This is a genomic window from Flavivirga amylovorans, from assembly GCF_030540875.1.
Lineage (GTDB): Bacteria > Bacteroidota > Bacteroidia > Flavobacteriales > Flavobacteriaceae > Flavivirga > Flavivirga amylovorans.
The window spans coordinates 231,366-248,953 of record NZ_JAUOEM010000003.1 but is presented as its reverse complement, the minus strand read 5'-3'; the positions used below and the strand labels follow the sequence as shown (position 1 = coordinate 248,953).

Genomic DNA, 17,588 nt, shown 5'->3' with positions numbered 1-17,588 from the left:
TCTACTTTAAATTGAAAGCTTGGTTTTTAACTAATTGAATCACAGCATTAATATCGTCTTTTAAAATTCTGTCATCTTCTAATTTCGGGACACGTTCTCTAATAATTTTAAAATTTTCTTCAATGATATCCGAAAACGTGTTCGGTCGTCTAAATTCTAAAGCTTGTGCAGCATACATTAATTCTATAGCTAATATTTTGTCAATATTCCCTAATATCTGATTGAATTTTCGGCCAGAAATACTTCCCATAGACACATGGTCTTCTTGTCCCAAGGATGTTGGAATACTATCTGCTGATGGCGGAAAGCATAATGATTTATTTTCTGTTACTAAAGCTGCTGTTGTATACTGTGGAATCATAAATCCAGAATTTAATCCGCCTCCTGTAGTTAATAAACGTGGTAAGCCAAACTTACCTTCTATTAATAAATAACATCTCCTATCTGAAATATTCCCTAATTCCGATGCGGCTATTGAAGCATAATCTAATGCCATGGCTAGAGGTTGTCCGTGAAAGTTTCCTCCGGAAATAGCTTCCGTGTCACTTAAAATAATAGGATTATCGGTTACAGAATTCATTTCAATTTCTGCTAATTCCTTTAAATGGTAATAGGCATTTCTGGAAGCGCCGTGTACCTGAGGAATGCAACGCATCGAATAAGGGTCTTGAACGCGTTCACAATTTTCATGCGAGTCTACATTCTGTGACTTATAAAGCAGCATAAACATTCTTTCGGCCACTTCAATAGTACCTTTAAAAGGACGTATTTTATGCAATTCATCTCTAAACGGAGACGAACTACCTTGATACCCTTCAATACTCATCGCACCAGCTACATCTGCCAAATCTAATAAATATGCCATTTTATTCAAACCAATAATAGCATGGGCTAAAATAAATTGTGTGCCGTTTATTAAGCCTAAACCTTCTTTAGCTTGCAGCGCTAAAGGTGCTAATTGATGTTTATCTAATCCAATTTTAGCCTGTTCAATGTTATCTCCTATCCAAAACTCGCCTTCTCCTATTAATGGCAAAAATAAATGTGACAAAGGTGCTAAGTCTCCTGATGCTCCAACCGAACCTTGCTTAGGCACTACAGGCAATAAATCATTTTCAATGAAATATAACATGCGTTCAATTAATTCTAGTCGGACTCCAGAATACCCTCTGCATAAAGCATGAACCTTACAAATCATCATGATTTTCGAAAGTTCTTTATCTATAGGAGTTCCTACGCCAACGGCATGGGTAATCAACAGGTTTTCTTGTAATTTATTAGTTTCTTCCGATGTGATTTGAACATCACATAATGGTCCAAATCCAGTATTAATGCCATATACTGCTTTATTACCAGCAGCCATGGTTTCAACCTTTTTTCTGCATGCTATTACTTGTTCCTTTGCTTTATCAGTAATAACAGCGTTTAATTCGCCCTTAGAAATAGCTAATACCTTATTAACTGTTAAATTATCTATACCGTATTTGAATGACATGCTATAAAAATTGGTGAATAACAAAGTTATTTTTAAATTTGATAACCAACAATATCATTTAAGTCTTATAATAATAACTATGAGTTATCAAATAGAGTTAAGACATATCAAGTATTTTTTAGCAGTTGCTAAAGATTTACATTTCAGAAAAGCTGCGGAACGTCTATTTATTTCTCAGCCAGGATTGAGTAGGCAAATTAAACAAATGGAAAATGATCTAGGAGTTCTTTTATTTGAAAGACATAATAGAAAAGTCATACTCACTAAGGCTGGTGAATACCTTAAAGAAGAATTAGCGTTAAACTTAAAAAGTCTGGAGCACACTTTTTATCATGCCAAATTATTGAATGATGGTAAAAAAGGCGATTTAAAATTTGGCTATGTTGGGTCTGCCATGCAAGAAATAATTCCCCATTTATTAGTAGCATTTAAGGAAGAGCATCCTAATGCGCTTTTCAATTTAAAAGAAATGGGAAATCATAAACAAATAGAAGAGTTGCTTTCGTTTGATATTGATTTAGGTTTTGTGCGTTTGGACAGAGTGCCTAAAGAATTGGAAATCAAACCTATTTTAAAAGAAAATTTTTGTCTAGTATTACCAAATAATCATACGCTTAATAAAGAAAACTTTAAAGGCTTACATCAGTTAAAAGAAGCATCATTTATCTTATTCGATCCAAAATATAGTGCTACCTATTTTGAAAAAGTGATGCAAATTTTCGATGACAGTGGCTTTTCTCCTATCGTTTCTCATAATACCATTCATGCAAGTTCTATATATAAGCTTGTGGAGAATAATTTTGGGATTTCTATGGTTCCTAAATCATTAACTGATATTAACAATAAAAATCTAAAATTCATTGAATTAACTAAAATAAAACAAAAAACGACGCTTTCAATAGTTTGGAACAAGAATAACAGAAATCCTATTTTGAATCGTGTTTTTGATTTTGTTTCAGGACTATCGAATAAAGTTAGTTTAGAGACAGATGTTTAAATAAAAAGAGAAGTACGTGGCTTCTCTTTTTTATCATGGTACAACATATTTTCTCTGAACGACTAATTCTTTTTATAAACACCTAACTCCCACCATCTTCAATAATTTGTACATGTTTTTCCATATTTTGTGGTATACTTTTTTATATTTTCTATATCTCCTAGGTTTCCTATTAAACTAGAGTCCCTGTTAAAATATTGTTATTTAAAAATCTCATTAAATCTGTGGTTTTATTATTAATCTATACTACCACTTATGCAGTTGTTAAGTAACCTATAGCCTAAACAAAATATTTATTAGGCAATAACATACTTAAGTAACCCAAACAAGTATTTATATTCCTATATGCTACAAAATTATCCCTCTTGGGCAAGTTTTAATCCCTAAAAAGCAAATTTCATTTCTTATCTTCACAATAACTGCAGTCAGGGCTAAGACCGAAAACCTGTAAAATAGAGTAGGTTGTTAACTTTTAAATCTTTTATTATGAAAACAAAAACTTTAAGAACAAATCTTATTTTATTAATTGTAGGGTTAGTTTTAATTACACCTATTAAAGTACAATCTTTATCACTTGAAAACCCTATCACACTAGAAACTCTGATTACTGATGTTGATCTTCAAAAATTTATAAAAGATTCGAGTCAGAATATAGACGACCCTTATGACCGGGGTAAGGCTTTAGATGAATTTATTGGTGAAATTTTGCTAAAAAAGTACCCTCAACTTAAAGATATGAATCACGAGGAATCTGTAGCATTAATTTCAGAAGCTTGCATGTCTGTATATAATAGTTTGAACCCTAATTGCTCTCTGTGCGAAAGTGGCTGTCATTTTTGTTGTAATTTTCAAGGTACAGCAGTATTTTTTGATTGCAACATACTTTATTGTGGTTTCCATCCAGTACCATGTAATTAATAATAACTCTATATTGTTTGAATAATTCTAAATATTTATTAAACTCACTTGAAATAAAAAATCATCAAGTGAGTTTTCTTGGTACCACCTCTTTAACAAAATCAAGGATCAATGCTTTATCCTTTAGAATTGTGCTTGTGCTTCTTCCTTCCTATCGATCTAATTTATAGAGAAAGTATCCATACATAAATTGAGATAGCGCATAATCTGATCTTGCGAGCATCATTTCTTTAATTTTAGGAAGCACTAGGTCAAAATATTCTTTTTTTGCATTTTTTGTCGCCATGACTTTAAAAAAGATAAATGGGGAAACATAAAGATATAACCGAAACCTTGGGGGTTTCTATAAAAACAGTCGAAGCTCAAATGAGCGTAGCATATAAAAAAATCGTAAAGGTTTTGAAAATGATAAGTTAATTCTAGTCTTATTGAGAGACTTTGCTGATCGCTTAATGAATAAAACCATTTATAATTTAAACCAATTTTGAGTAATCTCTTTTTCAATAGATTTATTACTCTTATGAACATATTCATTCTTTATAGCGTTGTATTCATAATCTTTTCCCCAAACTTCATAATACTCAGCAACCTCTTTAATAGCATCACAAATAAAGTGGATGTCTTCATTAGTCATTGTAGGATGAATAGACATTCTTATCCAACCTGGACGTTCTATCAAACAACCTTCTAATATCTTTTGTTCTATAGACTTAGATGTTGGTTCGTCCACATTTAATAAATAATGCCCGTAAGTTCCTGCACAAGAGCAGCCACCTCTGGTTTGTACCCCAAAACGGTCATTTAATAGTTTAACAATTAAATTGTAATGTGCGTCTTCAATATAAAAAGAGAACACCCCTAGCCTATCTGTATGCTCTGGTGCCAGTATGGTTAGATTTTCTATGGCTCTCAGTTTTTCAAAAATGATAGCATTCAACTCATGTTCTCTATCCAGAATATTTTGTACTCCCATTTTCTCTTTAAGTTGAATGGATAATGCAATTTTTATAGCTTGTAAAAATCCTGGTGTTCCACCGTCTTCCCGGGTTTCAATATCGTCTATATAATCATGATCACCCCATGGGTTTGTATAAGATACGGTACCACCTCCTGGATTGTCTGGTACTAAATTTTTATATAATTTCTTATTAAAAATTAATACGCCTGAAGCTCCTGGTCCTCCTAAAAATTTGTGAGGAGAAAATGTAATAGCATCTAAATACATGTCTTCATCTTCTGGATGCATATCAATATCGATATAAGGTGCTGAACATGCAAAATCCACAAAACACAAGCCATTATTCTGGTGCATAATTTTTGCAACTTCATGGTAATTGGTTCTAATACCAGTTACATTAGAACATCCGGTAATAGCAGCAATTTTTATAGGACAATCTTTATATTTAGCAATTAGCTTTTCCAAATTTTTGGCACATGGTAAACCTGCTTCATTTGAAGGGATCACCTCAACGCGTGCAATCGTTTCTAACCAAGATGTTTGGTTAGAATGATGCTCCATATGCGACACAAAAATGATAGGTCTTAAAGCTTCTGGTACTACAGTATGGTCTTTAAGGTTCTCGTTTAATTTTAATCCTAAAATACGTTGAAACTTATTAATGGCACCTGTCATACCTGTTCCAACGGTTATAAGCACATCTTCTTTTGACGCATTTACATGCTTTTTAATAATATTTCTGGCATCATGATACGCTAGGGTCATAGCGGAGCCAGTAATAGATGTTTCTGTATGGGTATTCGCTACAAAAGGCCCTATTTCGTTTAGTATTTTTTCTTCAATAGGTCTATATAGCCTACCGCTTGCAGTCCAATCGGCGTAAATCACTTTTTTTCTGCCATATGGTGATTCAAAATATTGATCAATACCTACAATATTTTTTCGAAAACTGTCAAAATAAACTTCTAGATTACACACTTCTTTCGGCTTTGATTTAAAAATACTATCAAAATTCATTTGTTCCAATTAGTTAAAACTATCATTTAAGCTATGAAATTTATTAGATATTAAGTTCATTAAATAAACTTTTTAATTCTTCATCAGAAGGTCTTGGTGCATCAGCATCAATAACATTTCCTTGGGGATCAATCAAAATAAATCTTGGAATCCCTGTAATTTTATACGCATCAGCAAATGTTTTGTCTTCTTTTGCAAATAACTGAATACCTGACAATTCTTTTTCTTTAACCATACTTCTCCATGTATCGTAAGCATTTTGTCGATCAATTGAAATACTAACAAATTCAATTGGTTTTCCGTGGTAAGCTTTTTCAACTTCTTTAAGAAATGGAATTTCCTTTTTGCAAGGTCCGCACCAAGTTGCCCACATGTCTATATATACATATTTCCCTTTTAAATCATCTAATGATGTTAACCCGCCTGCATAGTTTTCATAATCTGTAAATTTGGGTGATTCTTTACCTTTCATGGCTAATATAGCTTGTTTTCCATCAAACATGGATGCCAGCTGCTTTGTCATCATTTCAGACTCTTTTTCTTCACTAGCAATAAATGCAGAATCTAAGCCTTTGGTAGCATCCAGTAGTAATTTAAACTCATTTTTAGCAGCATTAAGTTGTTTATCAAAGCTTGATTTATCTGAAGTCATTAATGCTTCATAGTTTATTAAACCCTCCTCAAGAAGTGCTTTTTTTGCTAAATAGTTATTAGCTTCTGAACCAATACCATTGTATGTAATGGTCTCATCAAACTCTTTTGCGTCAACGCTTAAATTTAAATCATAGCCATTTTTTAAGTAAACTGATGTTCGTTCTTTACCATCAAAAAGAATGTAAGATCCAGTTTCAACTTTAAGTGTATCAGAAAATGATCCATCAGTATTAACCTTGATCGTTTTTAAAATACTGCGTTGTGCAACAATTAAAGAGTCTGAATTAGGATTTTTTATTATCCCTGATAGGGTCACGTAATCTTTAGGTGCTTCTTGTTTACAAGCTCCTAATAATAGGGCAATAGATACTATATATAATAGTTTTTTCATTGTTTATTTTATTTGAAATTTGAAATTCCTTTTTCTAACCATTTATAATATTCGTCAACATCTGGAGTATAAGCTACAGGATCTATTAAGTTTCCTTCATTATGATCCATAAGAACATAAAATGGTTGGGAATTAGTTTTATACTTAATCGTTTGTAATTCGCTCCATTTTTGACCTATATACTTTAATTTCTTGCCTGGGCGTAGTTTGGAATCAATAACTTCAGAAGCTTCTAACTTACGTTTGTCGTCTACATACAAAGAAATAAGAACAACATCTTTTTTAAGAATGTCTAACACCTTGGGTTTTACCCAAACGTTTTGTTCCATTTTTCTACAATTAACGCAAGCATGTCCCGTAAAATCAATCATGACAGGTTTGCCTACTTTTTTAGCATAGGCAAGCCCTTTATCGTAATCATTAAAAGCTAAAATGTTATGAGGTGGCATCAAATGAGCACCTTCTGGAATATCTATATGATTATCTGCTGAAGCTGTGCCTGAATTAGTTTTAGCAAAGCCAACACCATACGGAGATTCACTATAATGTTGTGGTGGTGGAAACGCACTAATTAAGTTTAAAGGTGCTCCCCAAAGCCCTGGAATCATATAAATAGTAAATGATAATGTTAACAAACCAAGACATAATCGTCCTACCGAAATGTGGGTTAATGGAGAGTCATGTGGTAATTGTATTTTTCCGAAAAGATATAAAGCCAAACCTCCAAATATAGCAATCCAAATGGCTATAAACACTTCACGTTCTAACCAATGCAATTGTAATACTAAATCGGCATTTGATAAGAATTTAAATGCTAAAGCTAATTCTAAAAAGCCTAAAACGACTTTTACTGTATTTAACCAACCTCCAGATTTTGGCAATGAATTTAACCAACCTGGGAAAGCTGCAAACAATGCAAAAGGTAAGGCAATAGCAAGCGAAAATCCTAACATACCAACAATTGGACCTATTTGACTACCTCCAGCCGCTGCTTCTACCAGTAAGGTTCCTACTATAGGCCCTGTACAAGAAAAAGAGACTATAGCTAGGGCTAAAGCCATGAAGAAGATACCAACTAAGCCTCCTCTATCTGCCTGACTATCTACTTTGTTTGCCCAAGAGTTTGGAAGCATAATCTCAAATGCTCCCAAAAAGGATACTGCAAATATTATTAGTAGTAAGAAAAAAGCAATATTAAACCAAACATTGGTAGATAACGCATTTAAAGCGTCTGGCCCAAAAATTAGACTAACTATAACGCCTAGTAATACATAAATAACCATGATTGAAATACCATAAATAATAGCATTTCTAATACCTGCGGCTTTATTTTTACTTTGTTTAGTAAAGAAACTTACCGTCATTGGAATCATAGGAAACACACATGGTGTTAGCAGTGCTGCAAATCCAGATAAAAATGCAATAAAGAATATAGTCCAGAGCCCTTTCTTTGATCCTGATTTTGAAGATGCTTTTTCCGTTTTTTCGGTAACTGTTTCTTCTTTCTCTTCTTTTAATTTAGGTTTTGGAGCATGCGTATCTTCATTTGCTTCTGTAATTGAAGGGGTTTCGTTTACTACAGTTTTTTCTTTAACGTCCTTTGGTTCTGGCTTCGTTATAGCGGGTAAATTAAATACCAAATCAACCTCTTTGGGAGGTAAGCATCTGGTATCATCACATACCATAAACTCTACAGTAGCATTCACTGTCTTTTTATCACCTAAAACTTTTATTTTTTGCTCAAAAGCTGCTTTATCCTCAAAAAACTTAATTTCCATTTCAAAAATAGGGTCATTAACTGTATGCCCCTCTTCTTCAATGGTATTTCCGATAGCTTTAAAAGCACCACCCGCATCATTAAAAGTAAATGTTGTTGCTATAGGCCCTCCTTCTGGAACATCTTGAGAATACAAATGCCAGCCAGATTCTATATTTGCCTTTGAAATTAATTTATATTCGGTATCAGATATTTTCTCTACTGAAGTTGACCATTTAACGGGATCAAAAACTTGAGAGTGACTTACAGTCAAAAAAAATAAGGCTAATAGTAAAATAAATTTTCTCATAATATTACTTTATGTTTTTTTATTAAAAAGGGTTATTTGTATAAACAACCCTTTTGTTATCTTTCTTCATATATTATATATACGGACTAACTCGAATATAATTAACACTAAAACAAAAGTATTAAGAAAGATGTATCTATTTTAATTTTATATTTTTTTACTTTAAACTTTAGGCTTGAATACAATTTCATAAGACTTTGCGTCTTTTAAAAGTGTTTTGGCAAATTTTTGAATATCTTTTGTTGTAATATTATTAACAATATCTTCAAAATTCTTTGAATCATTCATATTGTATCCTTCACGATAAAACTGTGTTAACAACCTCATATCATAGCTATTATAATCTTTCTGCTGCTTTCTCTCTTTTAAATAGTTTGTTAATGTTTTATCTAAATCTAGTTGAAGAATATGTCCTTCTGCCATTTTGTTTATTTCTTCATGAACAATCGCTATTAATGTTTCTACCTTTTCTGGATTACAATCAAAATTAACAGAGACGGATGCCTTTTGTAAAGGTCGTTTAGACAAACTAGCATTTGTTCTAGCTCCATAAGTTCCTCCTTCTTCTTCTCTTAAAGTTTCAGTATATCTTAAATCCAACATATCACCCAATGCACGAGCTATTAAAGCATTTTTCAAACTATAATCATAGTCATTTTTATATGAAATCCTTACAGAACTTTTTGGGTCTTCCATTTTTAGATAAATATCTTTATCTATTTTTCCACTTAACCAAGGCGTAGAATTATCTTTCCAATTTTCTTTTGTGTCATTAGTAGGTATACTAGCTATGTATTTTTCTAATAGAGGTTTTAAAGCGTCTTTATCTATGTCTCCTACAATAAAAAATTCAAAATCTGCGGCATTACCAAATCTATCATTATAGATCGTCTTTATTTTATCAAAAGAAATGTCTTTAATGAAATCATCATTGAATATACGCCTCTTAGAATTATTAGCTCCATATAAAGTAACCGTCATACTATCCTTCATTTTTTCTGCAATATTCTCCTTTCTTCTTATTTTATAATTTTCCACATTTTGCATAATGACATTATATCCATTCTCATCAAAACGAGGTTTTACGAAACGAAGATATACCATCTGTAACATCGTTTCTGTATCTTTTGTTACAGATGCCCCTGAAATACTTTCTGATAACCCAGAAATATTAATAGAAGCACTGGCTGTTTTACCTGCTAATACTTTTGGTAAGTCTGTAGCAGAATAATCTCCTAACCCAGAATATTGTATAACATTATCCAATAAATCTGCAGAAGGTAAATCGGTATCGTTTAATAAAGATGTACCACCTTTACTTATAGCTCTTAGCTTTACATCATTTGCATTTTTATTAGCATATTTATAATGTACCTTTATACCATTACTTAAAGTAAATGTTGTAGAGCCTAACGTTTTATTAACTTCTTCAGAATTAATCGTTCCTTTGTTTATTGTTAAACCAGAGATTAATGTTTTTCCTCCAAATTCGTCTGTATAAGCTCCTATGGAGGCATCATTTTCTACGTCATTAATGATATTTAATGCATCTTCTTTCGTTAAATTATTATTACCGTTTACTCCTGTTAGGGTTAAATATCTGTTTTTATCTGTGTATAATTTTTTAAGCGCTGAATGAATGTCATCAGATTTTAATGTGCTAAATATTGTTTTAGCAATTTCAAATTCCTTTTCAACATCTGTAATAGCTACATTATCTAAATAATCATCTTGTATTAATTTAACAATACGTCCATGTGACATATCTTCCTTTTGACTAATCTGGTTTTCGTAATAGCTTGTGAAATCTGTAATAGTTCGTTCTATTTCTGCTTTAGCAAAACCAAATTTCACCGCTCTATTAACTTCTGTTAAAACAGATTTAAATGCCGCGTGTTGCTGATTTGGTTTTGGATATACAGAAATATTAAAGGCTTTTGTTGATCTAGAATGCCCTCCGTAATCTATACGTGCGCCTAAAAAAGTGGCTTCAGGTTTTCTGGAAAGTTCAGTAATCCTTGCAGATAACATAGTTGTTATCATGTTATTTAAAAGGGACTCTTTTAGGTTAGCTACTGTTTCTTCTTTTAATGGTTTTGGGTGTCTTATTCCAAAACTTATATTAGACGTGGTGACTTCTTCATCCATAGCCATAGAATATAACATGGCGTCATTTTCTGGTATATTAACCACAAAGCGTTCTTTAGCTTTCTTAACTGCTGGAATTTTCGAGAATAATGCCTTAATTTTTTCTTCCACCTGATTAACATCTATATCACCAACAATGGCAATAGCTTGTAAATCGGTTCTATACCAATCATGATAAAAATCGCGTAATGCTTTGTATTCAAAATTATCAACGATATCCATCAACCCAATTGGTAAGCGTTTTGCATACTTTGAGTGATTGAACATAGTTCCTATGTTTTTCTGAAGAATTCGCATATTTCCGCTTTGGCGAGTACGCCATTCTTCTTTAATAACACCTCTTTCTGCATCAATCTCTTCATCTGTGAGTAATAAATAATTCGACCAATCGTGTAACACCAATAAACCTGTATCTATGAGTTCTGGTGTCGTTGGAATATTATTTATGTTATATACTGTTTCATCAAAAGACGTATAAGCATTGATATCTTTTCCAAAAACCAACCCATGCTTTTGCATGGTATTTAAAATGCCTTTTCCTTCAAAATTTTTAGTCCCATTAAATGCCATGTGCTCCAAAAAATGAGCTAAACCTTGTTGGTCATCATTTTCCAGAACAGATCCTACATTTTGGATGATATAATAACTGGCCACATTTTTAGTAACGTCTGTACTTTTAAGGTAATAGGTTAACCCATTAGGAAGGACGCCTTTTTTTATACTTTGATCTACAGGTAATAGACTATTTAATTCTAAATTTTTAACTGCGTTTTGCTGTGCAAATAAATGAACTGTTATACCTGCTGTAAAAAGTAAAAATGTAATTACTTTAACTTGTTGTTTAATCATTAGTAATTGTTTTTTGATTATATACTCTTAAGGACGGTCTTAAACTTGTTTTCCCCTATTAATAAAATGTTAAAATTGATTTTTAACTATTCCTTAATATTTAATTGTATCAACAAATAATACTTAGAAAGGGTGGCTTATAAAATGGATTTATACAAAGTTTAACATAAAAACTGTTGTTAGACTGTTATAAATATTAAAATATATTACGATATTTTATGTTAAAAACTATCCCTTGAATGGATCTAAAAATATTGGAATATTATGGATCCATTTTCGCTTAAAATTAGCCTATATAAAGTACCTTTGCAATACTATTTTAAATCCTTTCTTATGGATAATTTAGATGCTGCCAGATTGCAAATGGCATTTACGCTTATCTTTCACATTATATTCGCTTGTATAGGTATGGTAATGCCTTTTTTTATGATTGTTGCTCATAAAAAATGGTTGAACACCAAAAATCCTATTTATTTAAAGCTCACTAAGTCCTGGCAAAAAGGTGTTGCCATATTTTTTGTTATTGGTGCTGTTTCGGGCACTGCATTATCTTTCGAATTAGGACTACTGTGGCCTGAATTCATGAAACATGCTGGCCCTATAATTGGGATGCCTTTTTCTTTAGAAGGTGCTGCTTTCTTCGTAGAAGCAATAGCCCTAGGGTTTTATTTATATGGATGGGGAAAGATTCCCGAAAAATTCCATTGGTTTACTGGAGTTATTGTTGGTATTGCTGGTGTCTCTTCTGGTATTTTAGTGGTTTCTGCTAACGGATGGATGAATGCGCCTTCTGGTTTTGACTATATCAATGGTGAATTTTTAAATATTGATCCTATAAAGGCCTTATTGAATCCTGCATGGTTTACACAAGCTTTACACATGGTTTTAGCTGCTTTTACTGCTACAGGATTTGCTGTAGCTGGTGTGCACGCTTATCAAGTTTATAAAAAAAGACAAACAGACCTTCATAAAAAAGCATTTAAAATAGCCATTACATTTGGTGCTATTGCTGCTATTTTGCAACCTATAAGCGGAGATCTTTCTGCAAAAGATATTGCAGAAAGACAACCTGTTAAATTAGCAGCTATGGAAGCTCATTATGAAACAAAAAAAGGAGTCCCTCTTTATATTGGAGGTATTGTAGATGCTGAAAAACAAGAAGTGTCTTATAAAATAGAAATACCAAAGGCTTTGTCTTTTCTGGCTTTTGGTGATTTTGATGCTGAAGTAAAAGGACTAAATGATTTCCCTGAAGATGTACGTCCTAATGTTGCCATAGTTCATTATGCTTTTCAAACCATGGTAGGCATTGGAACGTTACTATTAGTAATAGGTCTGCTATTTTTTATTAGTTTGAAAAAGAAAACTTGGTGGGACAATACTAAGTTTTGGTTATTATTCACGTTACTTGCTCCCATGGGCTTTATTGCATTGGAAGCTGGCTGGATAGTAACCGAAGTAGGTAGGCAGCCTTGGATTATTCATAATATTATGAAAACTAAAGATGCGGTAACTCCAATGCCTGGTATGATTTACAGTTTTTATATGTATGTAACACTCTATAGCATATTAACTGTAGCCGTCACTTGGCTTATGATACGACAAATAAAATCACTTAATAATTCAAAACTTGCTTAAATGTTATATGTTGTTTTATTATTTTTAATGATTTCGTTACTACTGTACGTTATATTGGCTGGAGCAGATTTTGGTGCAGGTATAGTAGAATTATTTTCTACAAAAAAGAGCCAACAAATCACAAAAAAGACTGTATATCGTGTTATGGGGCCTGTTTGGGAGGCTAACCATATATGGATTATCATTTTAGTTGTTATTCTATGGGTTGGATTTCCAGAATTTTATAATGTGCTTACCGTGTATTTACACATTCCTTTAACTTTAGTTTTATTAGGTATAACCATGCGTGGTGTTGCATTTGTTTTTAGACATTATGATGCCTATAAAGATAAATCTCAAATTTTATATGATTGGATGTTTAGAATATCGAGCTTTTTAACGCCTATTTTTCTAGGAATGACAGCTGGAAGTATGTTATCTGGTGAATTAATCATTACTCAGGATTATGAAGGTTTTACATTTTACGAGCTATTTATAAAGCCCTGGTTTAATGGTTTTTCAATTTTAATCGGATTGTTTTTTGCTTCTTTATGTACTTTTTTAACGTCTATATTATTAATTGGAGAAGCTGAAGGGACTGATAGACCTATTTATGTAAAAAAGTCTAGAAATGCTACTATAGCTGTTATTCTATTAGGTTTTATAGTTTTAAGTTATGGTCTTATCTATAATATTGTTTTTGTTACAGAGTTTCTTAAAAACCCATATACTATTAGTTTAGTATTACTTTCTGCTGTTTTAATTTTCCCGTTATTAAAAAGTATTAAACAGGCTCGAAAAATTATAAGCCGCTCTTTAGCTGGTTTACAAGTCGTTTTAATCTTGATAGCGGCCATAGTAACCCATTTCCCTAATCTAATTATCACTTCTAACAGCCAAATTAGTATTCTAGAGACTGCTGCAGTAGATGAAGCTATTAACGTATTAGGCATGTCTTTAATTATTGGGGGCCTCATAATTCTACCTGGTTTATTTCACCTTTTTAAGTCTTTTAAAATGATAAAGGTTTTGGAAAAATAAACGATCAACTCCTTTTCTTAAAAGGTTGCTTACTCACTCAAAAGAGGTGTTTACTCATTCTGGGTTTTATTTTATGTGCTTCTTATGGATATTTGAGCCATGAGAAAAGTAATAAATATTGATATCCCGAAACCATGTCATGAAGATTGGAATAAAATGACGCTCGAAGAAAAAGGAAAACATTGTAAAGTCTGTCAAAAAACTGTTTTTGATTTCACGGCACAAACCGATGAGTATATTGTTAAAACATTTACAGAAAACTACAATGTTTGTGGTCGTTTTAAATCTAATCAATTAAAAAGAGACTTGGTATTTAGTAGAAAAGATACTAATAATCGATTATCTTTTCTAGCATCTGGTCTATTTGCTGTACTGGGACTATCCAGTCAATATACATATTCACAGGGACAACCTAAAGTCGTGCAATTAGATTCTCTACAAAAAAACAATATTCATAAATATGAAAACTCTAAAGACAATCAAATTACAGGCACTATAACGGATAAAAGTAAAACGCCACTATCTGGAGCAACTATTTTGATTAAAGGAACATCTAGGGGCACGACCAGCGATTTTGATGGTAATTTTTCTATCAACGCCAAAATGAACGACATATTACTGGTAAGTTATCTGGGATATGAATCGAAAGAAATTAAAATTAATAAAAAAACGACCGATATTCTTTTATTAGAGTTAGAGGAAAGTATTATGGGTGAACTTGTGACCATTGTGATTGGTAGAGCCGTTGGAAACCCAAATTATACTTGTTTTCCTGAAAAGTTAGAAAAAAGAAGGTTAAATGAATTAAGAAGGAATAACTACTTTAAATTTTATAAAAAGCAAGCAAAGGAACATAGGTTAAAAATTAAAAATGGTGAGATAGAACGTTCCAAACTTGGAGCTTTTCTCTATAATTTATTTCATTGATCTTATTTTTAATTCAAAAACGTACCGATACTTTTCCTCTTAGAAAGAAAGGTGTCCCTGGTGTAAAATGAATCTCTTCAACTGGAGTCACTTCATTAAACAATCTGCTTTCTGTAGCAAATTGAGCCTCATTCCATTCGGTATCAAATAAATTTTCAACAATGAAACCAACCGTCCAGTTTTTGTGGGTATAATTCAAATTAAAATCTGTTATAAAATAACCTTCTGCAACTATAGAATTATCTTCATTAGCTGGTCTGTCTTTTATAAACCTATAACTCAATCCGCCAGAAAAATTATTTAGGTTTTTGAAATTTAACCCGCCTGAGGATGTTAAATCTGGTGCCAATGGTATATAATCTTGCCCTTTTGGGTCTTCACTACTTCGAGCATAAGTATAATTAACATCTGTATTAAAGAATAACCAATCTGTTAGTTGATACCTTAATCCTAAATCTGCACCATAGCGTTTTGTCTTCCCACTGGGCTCAACAATACCTGCATCTCCAACATAAACAAATTCCTGCTGTAAAAACAAACTCCATAAAGCTGCGTTAATAACTAACCGATCCATAGGTTTCATAATAAGACCTATGTCGGTTCCAAATGCAGTTGGCAACACTTCTTTTCCGTTATTTGCTGTAACCACTCGTGTGTCATTAGAATGATACCCCAATCCTGTTTTAGTAAATAACTGTAATTTAGGTGATGCTGCATAGATGATATTTAATTTAGGGCTAAACAATACTTTATTTTCACTTTTATTATCATATGATGTAGCTAACAAATTCTCATAATCAAACTTAAAATAATCTAAACGGAAACCAGGATTGAGCGTCCATTTATTCTTTTTATAAGTTAAATCAGCAAAAGAGAATGCGTTTAATTCATCAATATTTCCATAAGCTAGTCTTTCTAAAATGGTTTGTCTGTTTAACGTTTTTGATAATTGTACATCGTTTACATCATCATACCTAAACCCAGCTCCTAATTTATACTTTAGCTGAGCGTCATGATCTTCAAGATGGAATGAATGATCGAAGGTCGTTTTGGCTCCGAATATAGTTCTATCTTCTTTTTGATGAATTTGATCACCATTTACGGGGTCTTCTAAAAAGAATGTAAAGTTTGAATATAGTTCGAAATCATACTTTGAAAGAAATACAGACGATTTAATTGACGAATGTTCATCTAATTGCTTATTGTGGTTTATCCAAAAATTACTCCTGCTTGTATTACCTCCCTCTGTATCATCAATAGCTCCAAATCGGTTTATTAGTCCATTCTCGACAGCTCTTATAGGAATTTGTCCAGAAGCGTCCCATTTGCTTTGAAAATGAGACATTGCCATATTAAATGATTCATCTTTATAATTATTAAAATTATAACGTCCCATAACATTAATGCGATTAAAGTTTTGAGGAGACTCAAAAACACCGTCTGAAAGCATTAACTCTGAAGCGATGTAGGCACTGCTAGTTTCTTCATCAATAATTCTCGTCATATTTAATGCTCGTAATGTGTTAAACTGACCAGTTTCTATAGAAATCACATTATCATCAATAGTCTTTTTCGTATTTATGTCAACATAGCCCGCGGTATTAAAATTACCTTTATCTGCATAATACGTTCCTTTTCCAAAATCTATATTATCAATAGTTTCGGGGATTATAAAATGCATATCTGCATAGCCTTGTCCATGTGCATGAGACACCATATTTACAGGCATGCCATCCACGTCTATTGCAATGTCCGTACCATGATCGATATCAAATCCTCGTAAAAATATTTGTTCTGCTTTTCCGCCTCCAGCATGCTGTCCTATTATTAATCCAGGAATTTTTCTAAGTATCTCTTGTGATGATTTTACCGGGCTTGTTTTTAAATCTACATTAAAAAAAGTACTTAATACGTTAGCTTTAGATACTATTAATACCTGATCTAATGATGCAGGAGATATCTTTAAAGTCATATTAATGCTACTAATAAATTGAGATTCTTTAATGACCAGCTCTTGAGTTTCATAACCTAATCTGTAAAAATAGATCGTATCGTTTTCTGAAACATCATCTAATTCAAAATAACCAGAGACATTACTGTACATATAATACCCTGTAGTTTTATTATAAACCCCTACTCCTTGCAAGGGTTTACCTGTATCTTCTGAAATGATTATGCCATTTATTTCGTGGGCATTAACAATACAAATGATTAATAAAAAGACTAGTAATGAAATTTTGTTCTTTAGGCTTTTCTTCCTTTTAATTGGGGACAACATATCAACTATATTTGCTTTAAAGCACCAATGTTTATCTATCCTAAAAACGTTTAACCAAAATAGTTCTGAAGCAGGAATAATTAATTATGGTGTGTTCGGGTTTTAATAAGAAACAAAGATAAAACAGCTCTAGAAATATTGGTACTAAGTTTAAGAAAAGCTTAAGAAAAAAAACGTGTATAGAAAGAACTATTAAATACCCATACTTAGTAATAAAGAGTCATTTCATCCT

The 17,588-nt window shown here is 32.2% G+C and carries 11 protein-coding genes; 5 read left to right on the top strand and 6 right to left on the bottom strand.

Going from position 1 to position 17,588, the window contains the following annotated elements:
* Position 1: 1 nt before the first annotated feature.
* Positions 2-1,495 carry a histidine ammonia-lyase gene (gene hutH, locus Q4Q39_RS09525; protein ID WP_303282202.1) on the bottom strand — a complete coding sequence of 498 codons (1,494 nt, stop codon included), beginning with the start codon at positions 1,493-1,495 and terminating at the stop codon, positions 2-4.
* A gap of 79 nt (positions 1,496-1,574) precedes the next feature.
* Here hutH and Q4Q39_RS09520 point away from each other — a divergent pair, with 79 nt between their 5' ends.
* Entirely contained in the window at positions 1,575-2,492 is a 918-nt protein-coding gene (locus Q4Q39_RS09520) for a LysR family transcriptional regulator (RefSeq protein ID WP_303282201.1), read from the top strand.
* Between the two features lie 486 nt (positions 2,493-2,978).
* Positions 2,979-3,410 (top strand): hypothetical protein, encoded by a 432-nt coding sequence (locus tag Q4Q39_RS09515; RefSeq protein ID WP_303282200.1) that lies wholly within the window; start codon positions 2,979-2,981, stop codon positions 3,408-3,410.
* A 466-nt stretch (positions 3,411-3,876) separates the two neighbouring features.
* On the opposite strand, the gene Q4Q39_RS09510 is transcribed toward Q4Q39_RS09515, so the two are convergent.
* From Q4Q39_RS09510 to Q4Q39_RS09495, 4 genes are all read right to left on the bottom strand, one after another.
* The gene (locus Q4Q39_RS09510) at positions 3,877-5,385 is read right to left on the bottom strand and encodes an aminotransferase class V-fold PLP-dependent enzyme (RefSeq protein ID WP_303282199.1); all 1,509 of its coding nucleotides are present in this window, start codon (positions 5,383-5,385) and stop codon (positions 3,877-3,879) included.
* A gap of 43 nt (positions 5,386-5,428) precedes the next feature.
* Positions 5,429-6,430, bottom strand: coding sequence for a TlpA family protein disulfide reductase (locus tag Q4Q39_RS09505; RefSeq protein ID WP_303282198.1), 1,002 nt, complete (start codon positions 6,428-6,430; stop codon positions 5,429-5,431).
* An 8-nt stretch (positions 6,431-6,438) separates the two neighbouring features.
* Entirely contained in the window at positions 6,439-8,496 is a 2,058-nt protein-coding gene (locus Q4Q39_RS09500) for a protein-disulfide reductase DsbD family protein (protein ID WP_303282197.1), read from the bottom strand.
* A 162-nt stretch (positions 8,497-8,658) separates the two neighbouring features.
* Positions 8,659-11,493, bottom strand: coding sequence for a M16 family metallopeptidase (locus tag Q4Q39_RS09495; protein ID WP_303282196.1), 2,835 nt, complete (start codon positions 11,491-11,493; stop codon positions 8,659-8,661).
* Between the two features lie 333 nt (positions 11,494-11,826).
* On the opposite strand from Q4Q39_RS09495, the gene Q4Q39_RS09490 reads away from it, so the two are divergent.
* From Q4Q39_RS09490 to Q4Q39_RS09480, 3 genes are all read left to right on the top strand, one after another.
* Positions 11,827-13,131, top strand: coding sequence for a cytochrome ubiquinol oxidase subunit I (locus Q4Q39_RS09490; RefSeq protein ID WP_303282195.1), 1,305 nt, complete (start codon positions 11,827-11,829; stop codon positions 13,129-13,131).
* Positions 13,132-14,151: a cytochrome d ubiquinol oxidase subunit II gene (locus Q4Q39_RS09485; protein WP_303282194.1), complete on the top strand. Its 1,020-nt coding sequence runs from the start codon at positions 13,132-13,134 to the stop codon at positions 14,149-14,151.
* 99 nt (positions 14,152-14,250) lie between these two features.
* Entirely contained in the window at positions 14,251-15,078 is an 828-nt protein-coding gene (locus Q4Q39_RS09480; RefSeq protein WP_303282193.1) for a carboxypeptidase-like regulatory domain-containing protein, read from the top strand.
* 13 nt (positions 15,079-15,091) lie between these two features.
* Here the strand turns inward: Q4Q39_RS09480 and Q4Q39_RS09475 are convergent, their stop codons facing one another.
* The gene (locus Q4Q39_RS09475; RefSeq protein ID WP_303282192.1) at positions 15,092-17,356 is read right to left on the bottom strand and encodes a TonB-dependent receptor; all 2,265 of its coding nucleotides are present in this window, start codon (positions 17,354-17,356) and stop codon (positions 15,092-15,094) included.
* Between the last annotated feature and the right edge of the window lie 232 nt (positions 17,357-17,588).

Excerpts from the sequence above, each read along its gene's own strand:
- Q4Q39_RS09520 (WP_303282201.1), top strand. The coding sequence starts at position 1,575 with ATGAGTTATCAAATAGAGTTAAGACATATCAAGTATTTTTTAGCAGTT.
- Q4Q39_RS09480 (WP_303282193.1), top strand. The coding sequence starts at position 14,251 with ATGAGAAAAGTAATAAATATTGATATCCCGAAACCATGTCATGAAGAT.
- Q4Q39_RS09505 (WP_303282198.1), bottom strand. The coding sequence starts at position 6,430 with ATGAAAAAACTATTATATATAGTATCTATTGCCCTATTATTAGGAGCT.
- Q4Q39_RS09510 (WP_303282199.1), bottom strand. The coding sequence starts at position 5,385 with ATGAATTTTGATAGTATTTTTAAATCAAAGCCGAAAGAAGTGTGTAAT.
- Q4Q39_RS09485 (WP_303282194.1), top strand. The coding sequence starts at position 13,132 with ATGTTATATGTTGTTTTATTATTTTTAATGATTTCGTTACTACTGTAC.
- Q4Q39_RS09495 (WP_303282196.1), bottom strand. The coding sequence starts at position 11,493 with ATGATTAAACAACAAGTTAAAGTAATTACATTTTTACTTTTTACAGCA.
- hutH (WP_303282202.1), bottom strand. The coding sequence starts at position 1,495 with ATGTCATTCAAATACGGTATAGATAATTTAACAGTTAATAAGGTATTA.
- Q4Q39_RS09515 (WP_303282200.1), top strand. The coding sequence starts at position 2,979 with ATGAAAACAAAAACTTTAAGAACAAATCTTATTTTATTAATTGTAGGG.
- Q4Q39_RS09475 (WP_303282192.1), bottom strand. The coding sequence starts at position 17,356 with ATGTTGTCCCCAATTAAAAGGAAGAAAAGCCTAAAGAACAAAATTTCA.
- Q4Q39_RS09490 (WP_303282195.1), top strand. The coding sequence starts at position 11,827 with ATGGATAATTTAGATGCTGCCAGATTGCAAATGGCATTTACGCTTATC.
- Q4Q39_RS09500 (WP_303282197.1), bottom strand. The coding sequence starts at position 8,496 with ATGAGAAAATTTATTTTACTATTAGCCTTATTTTTTTTGACTGTAAGT.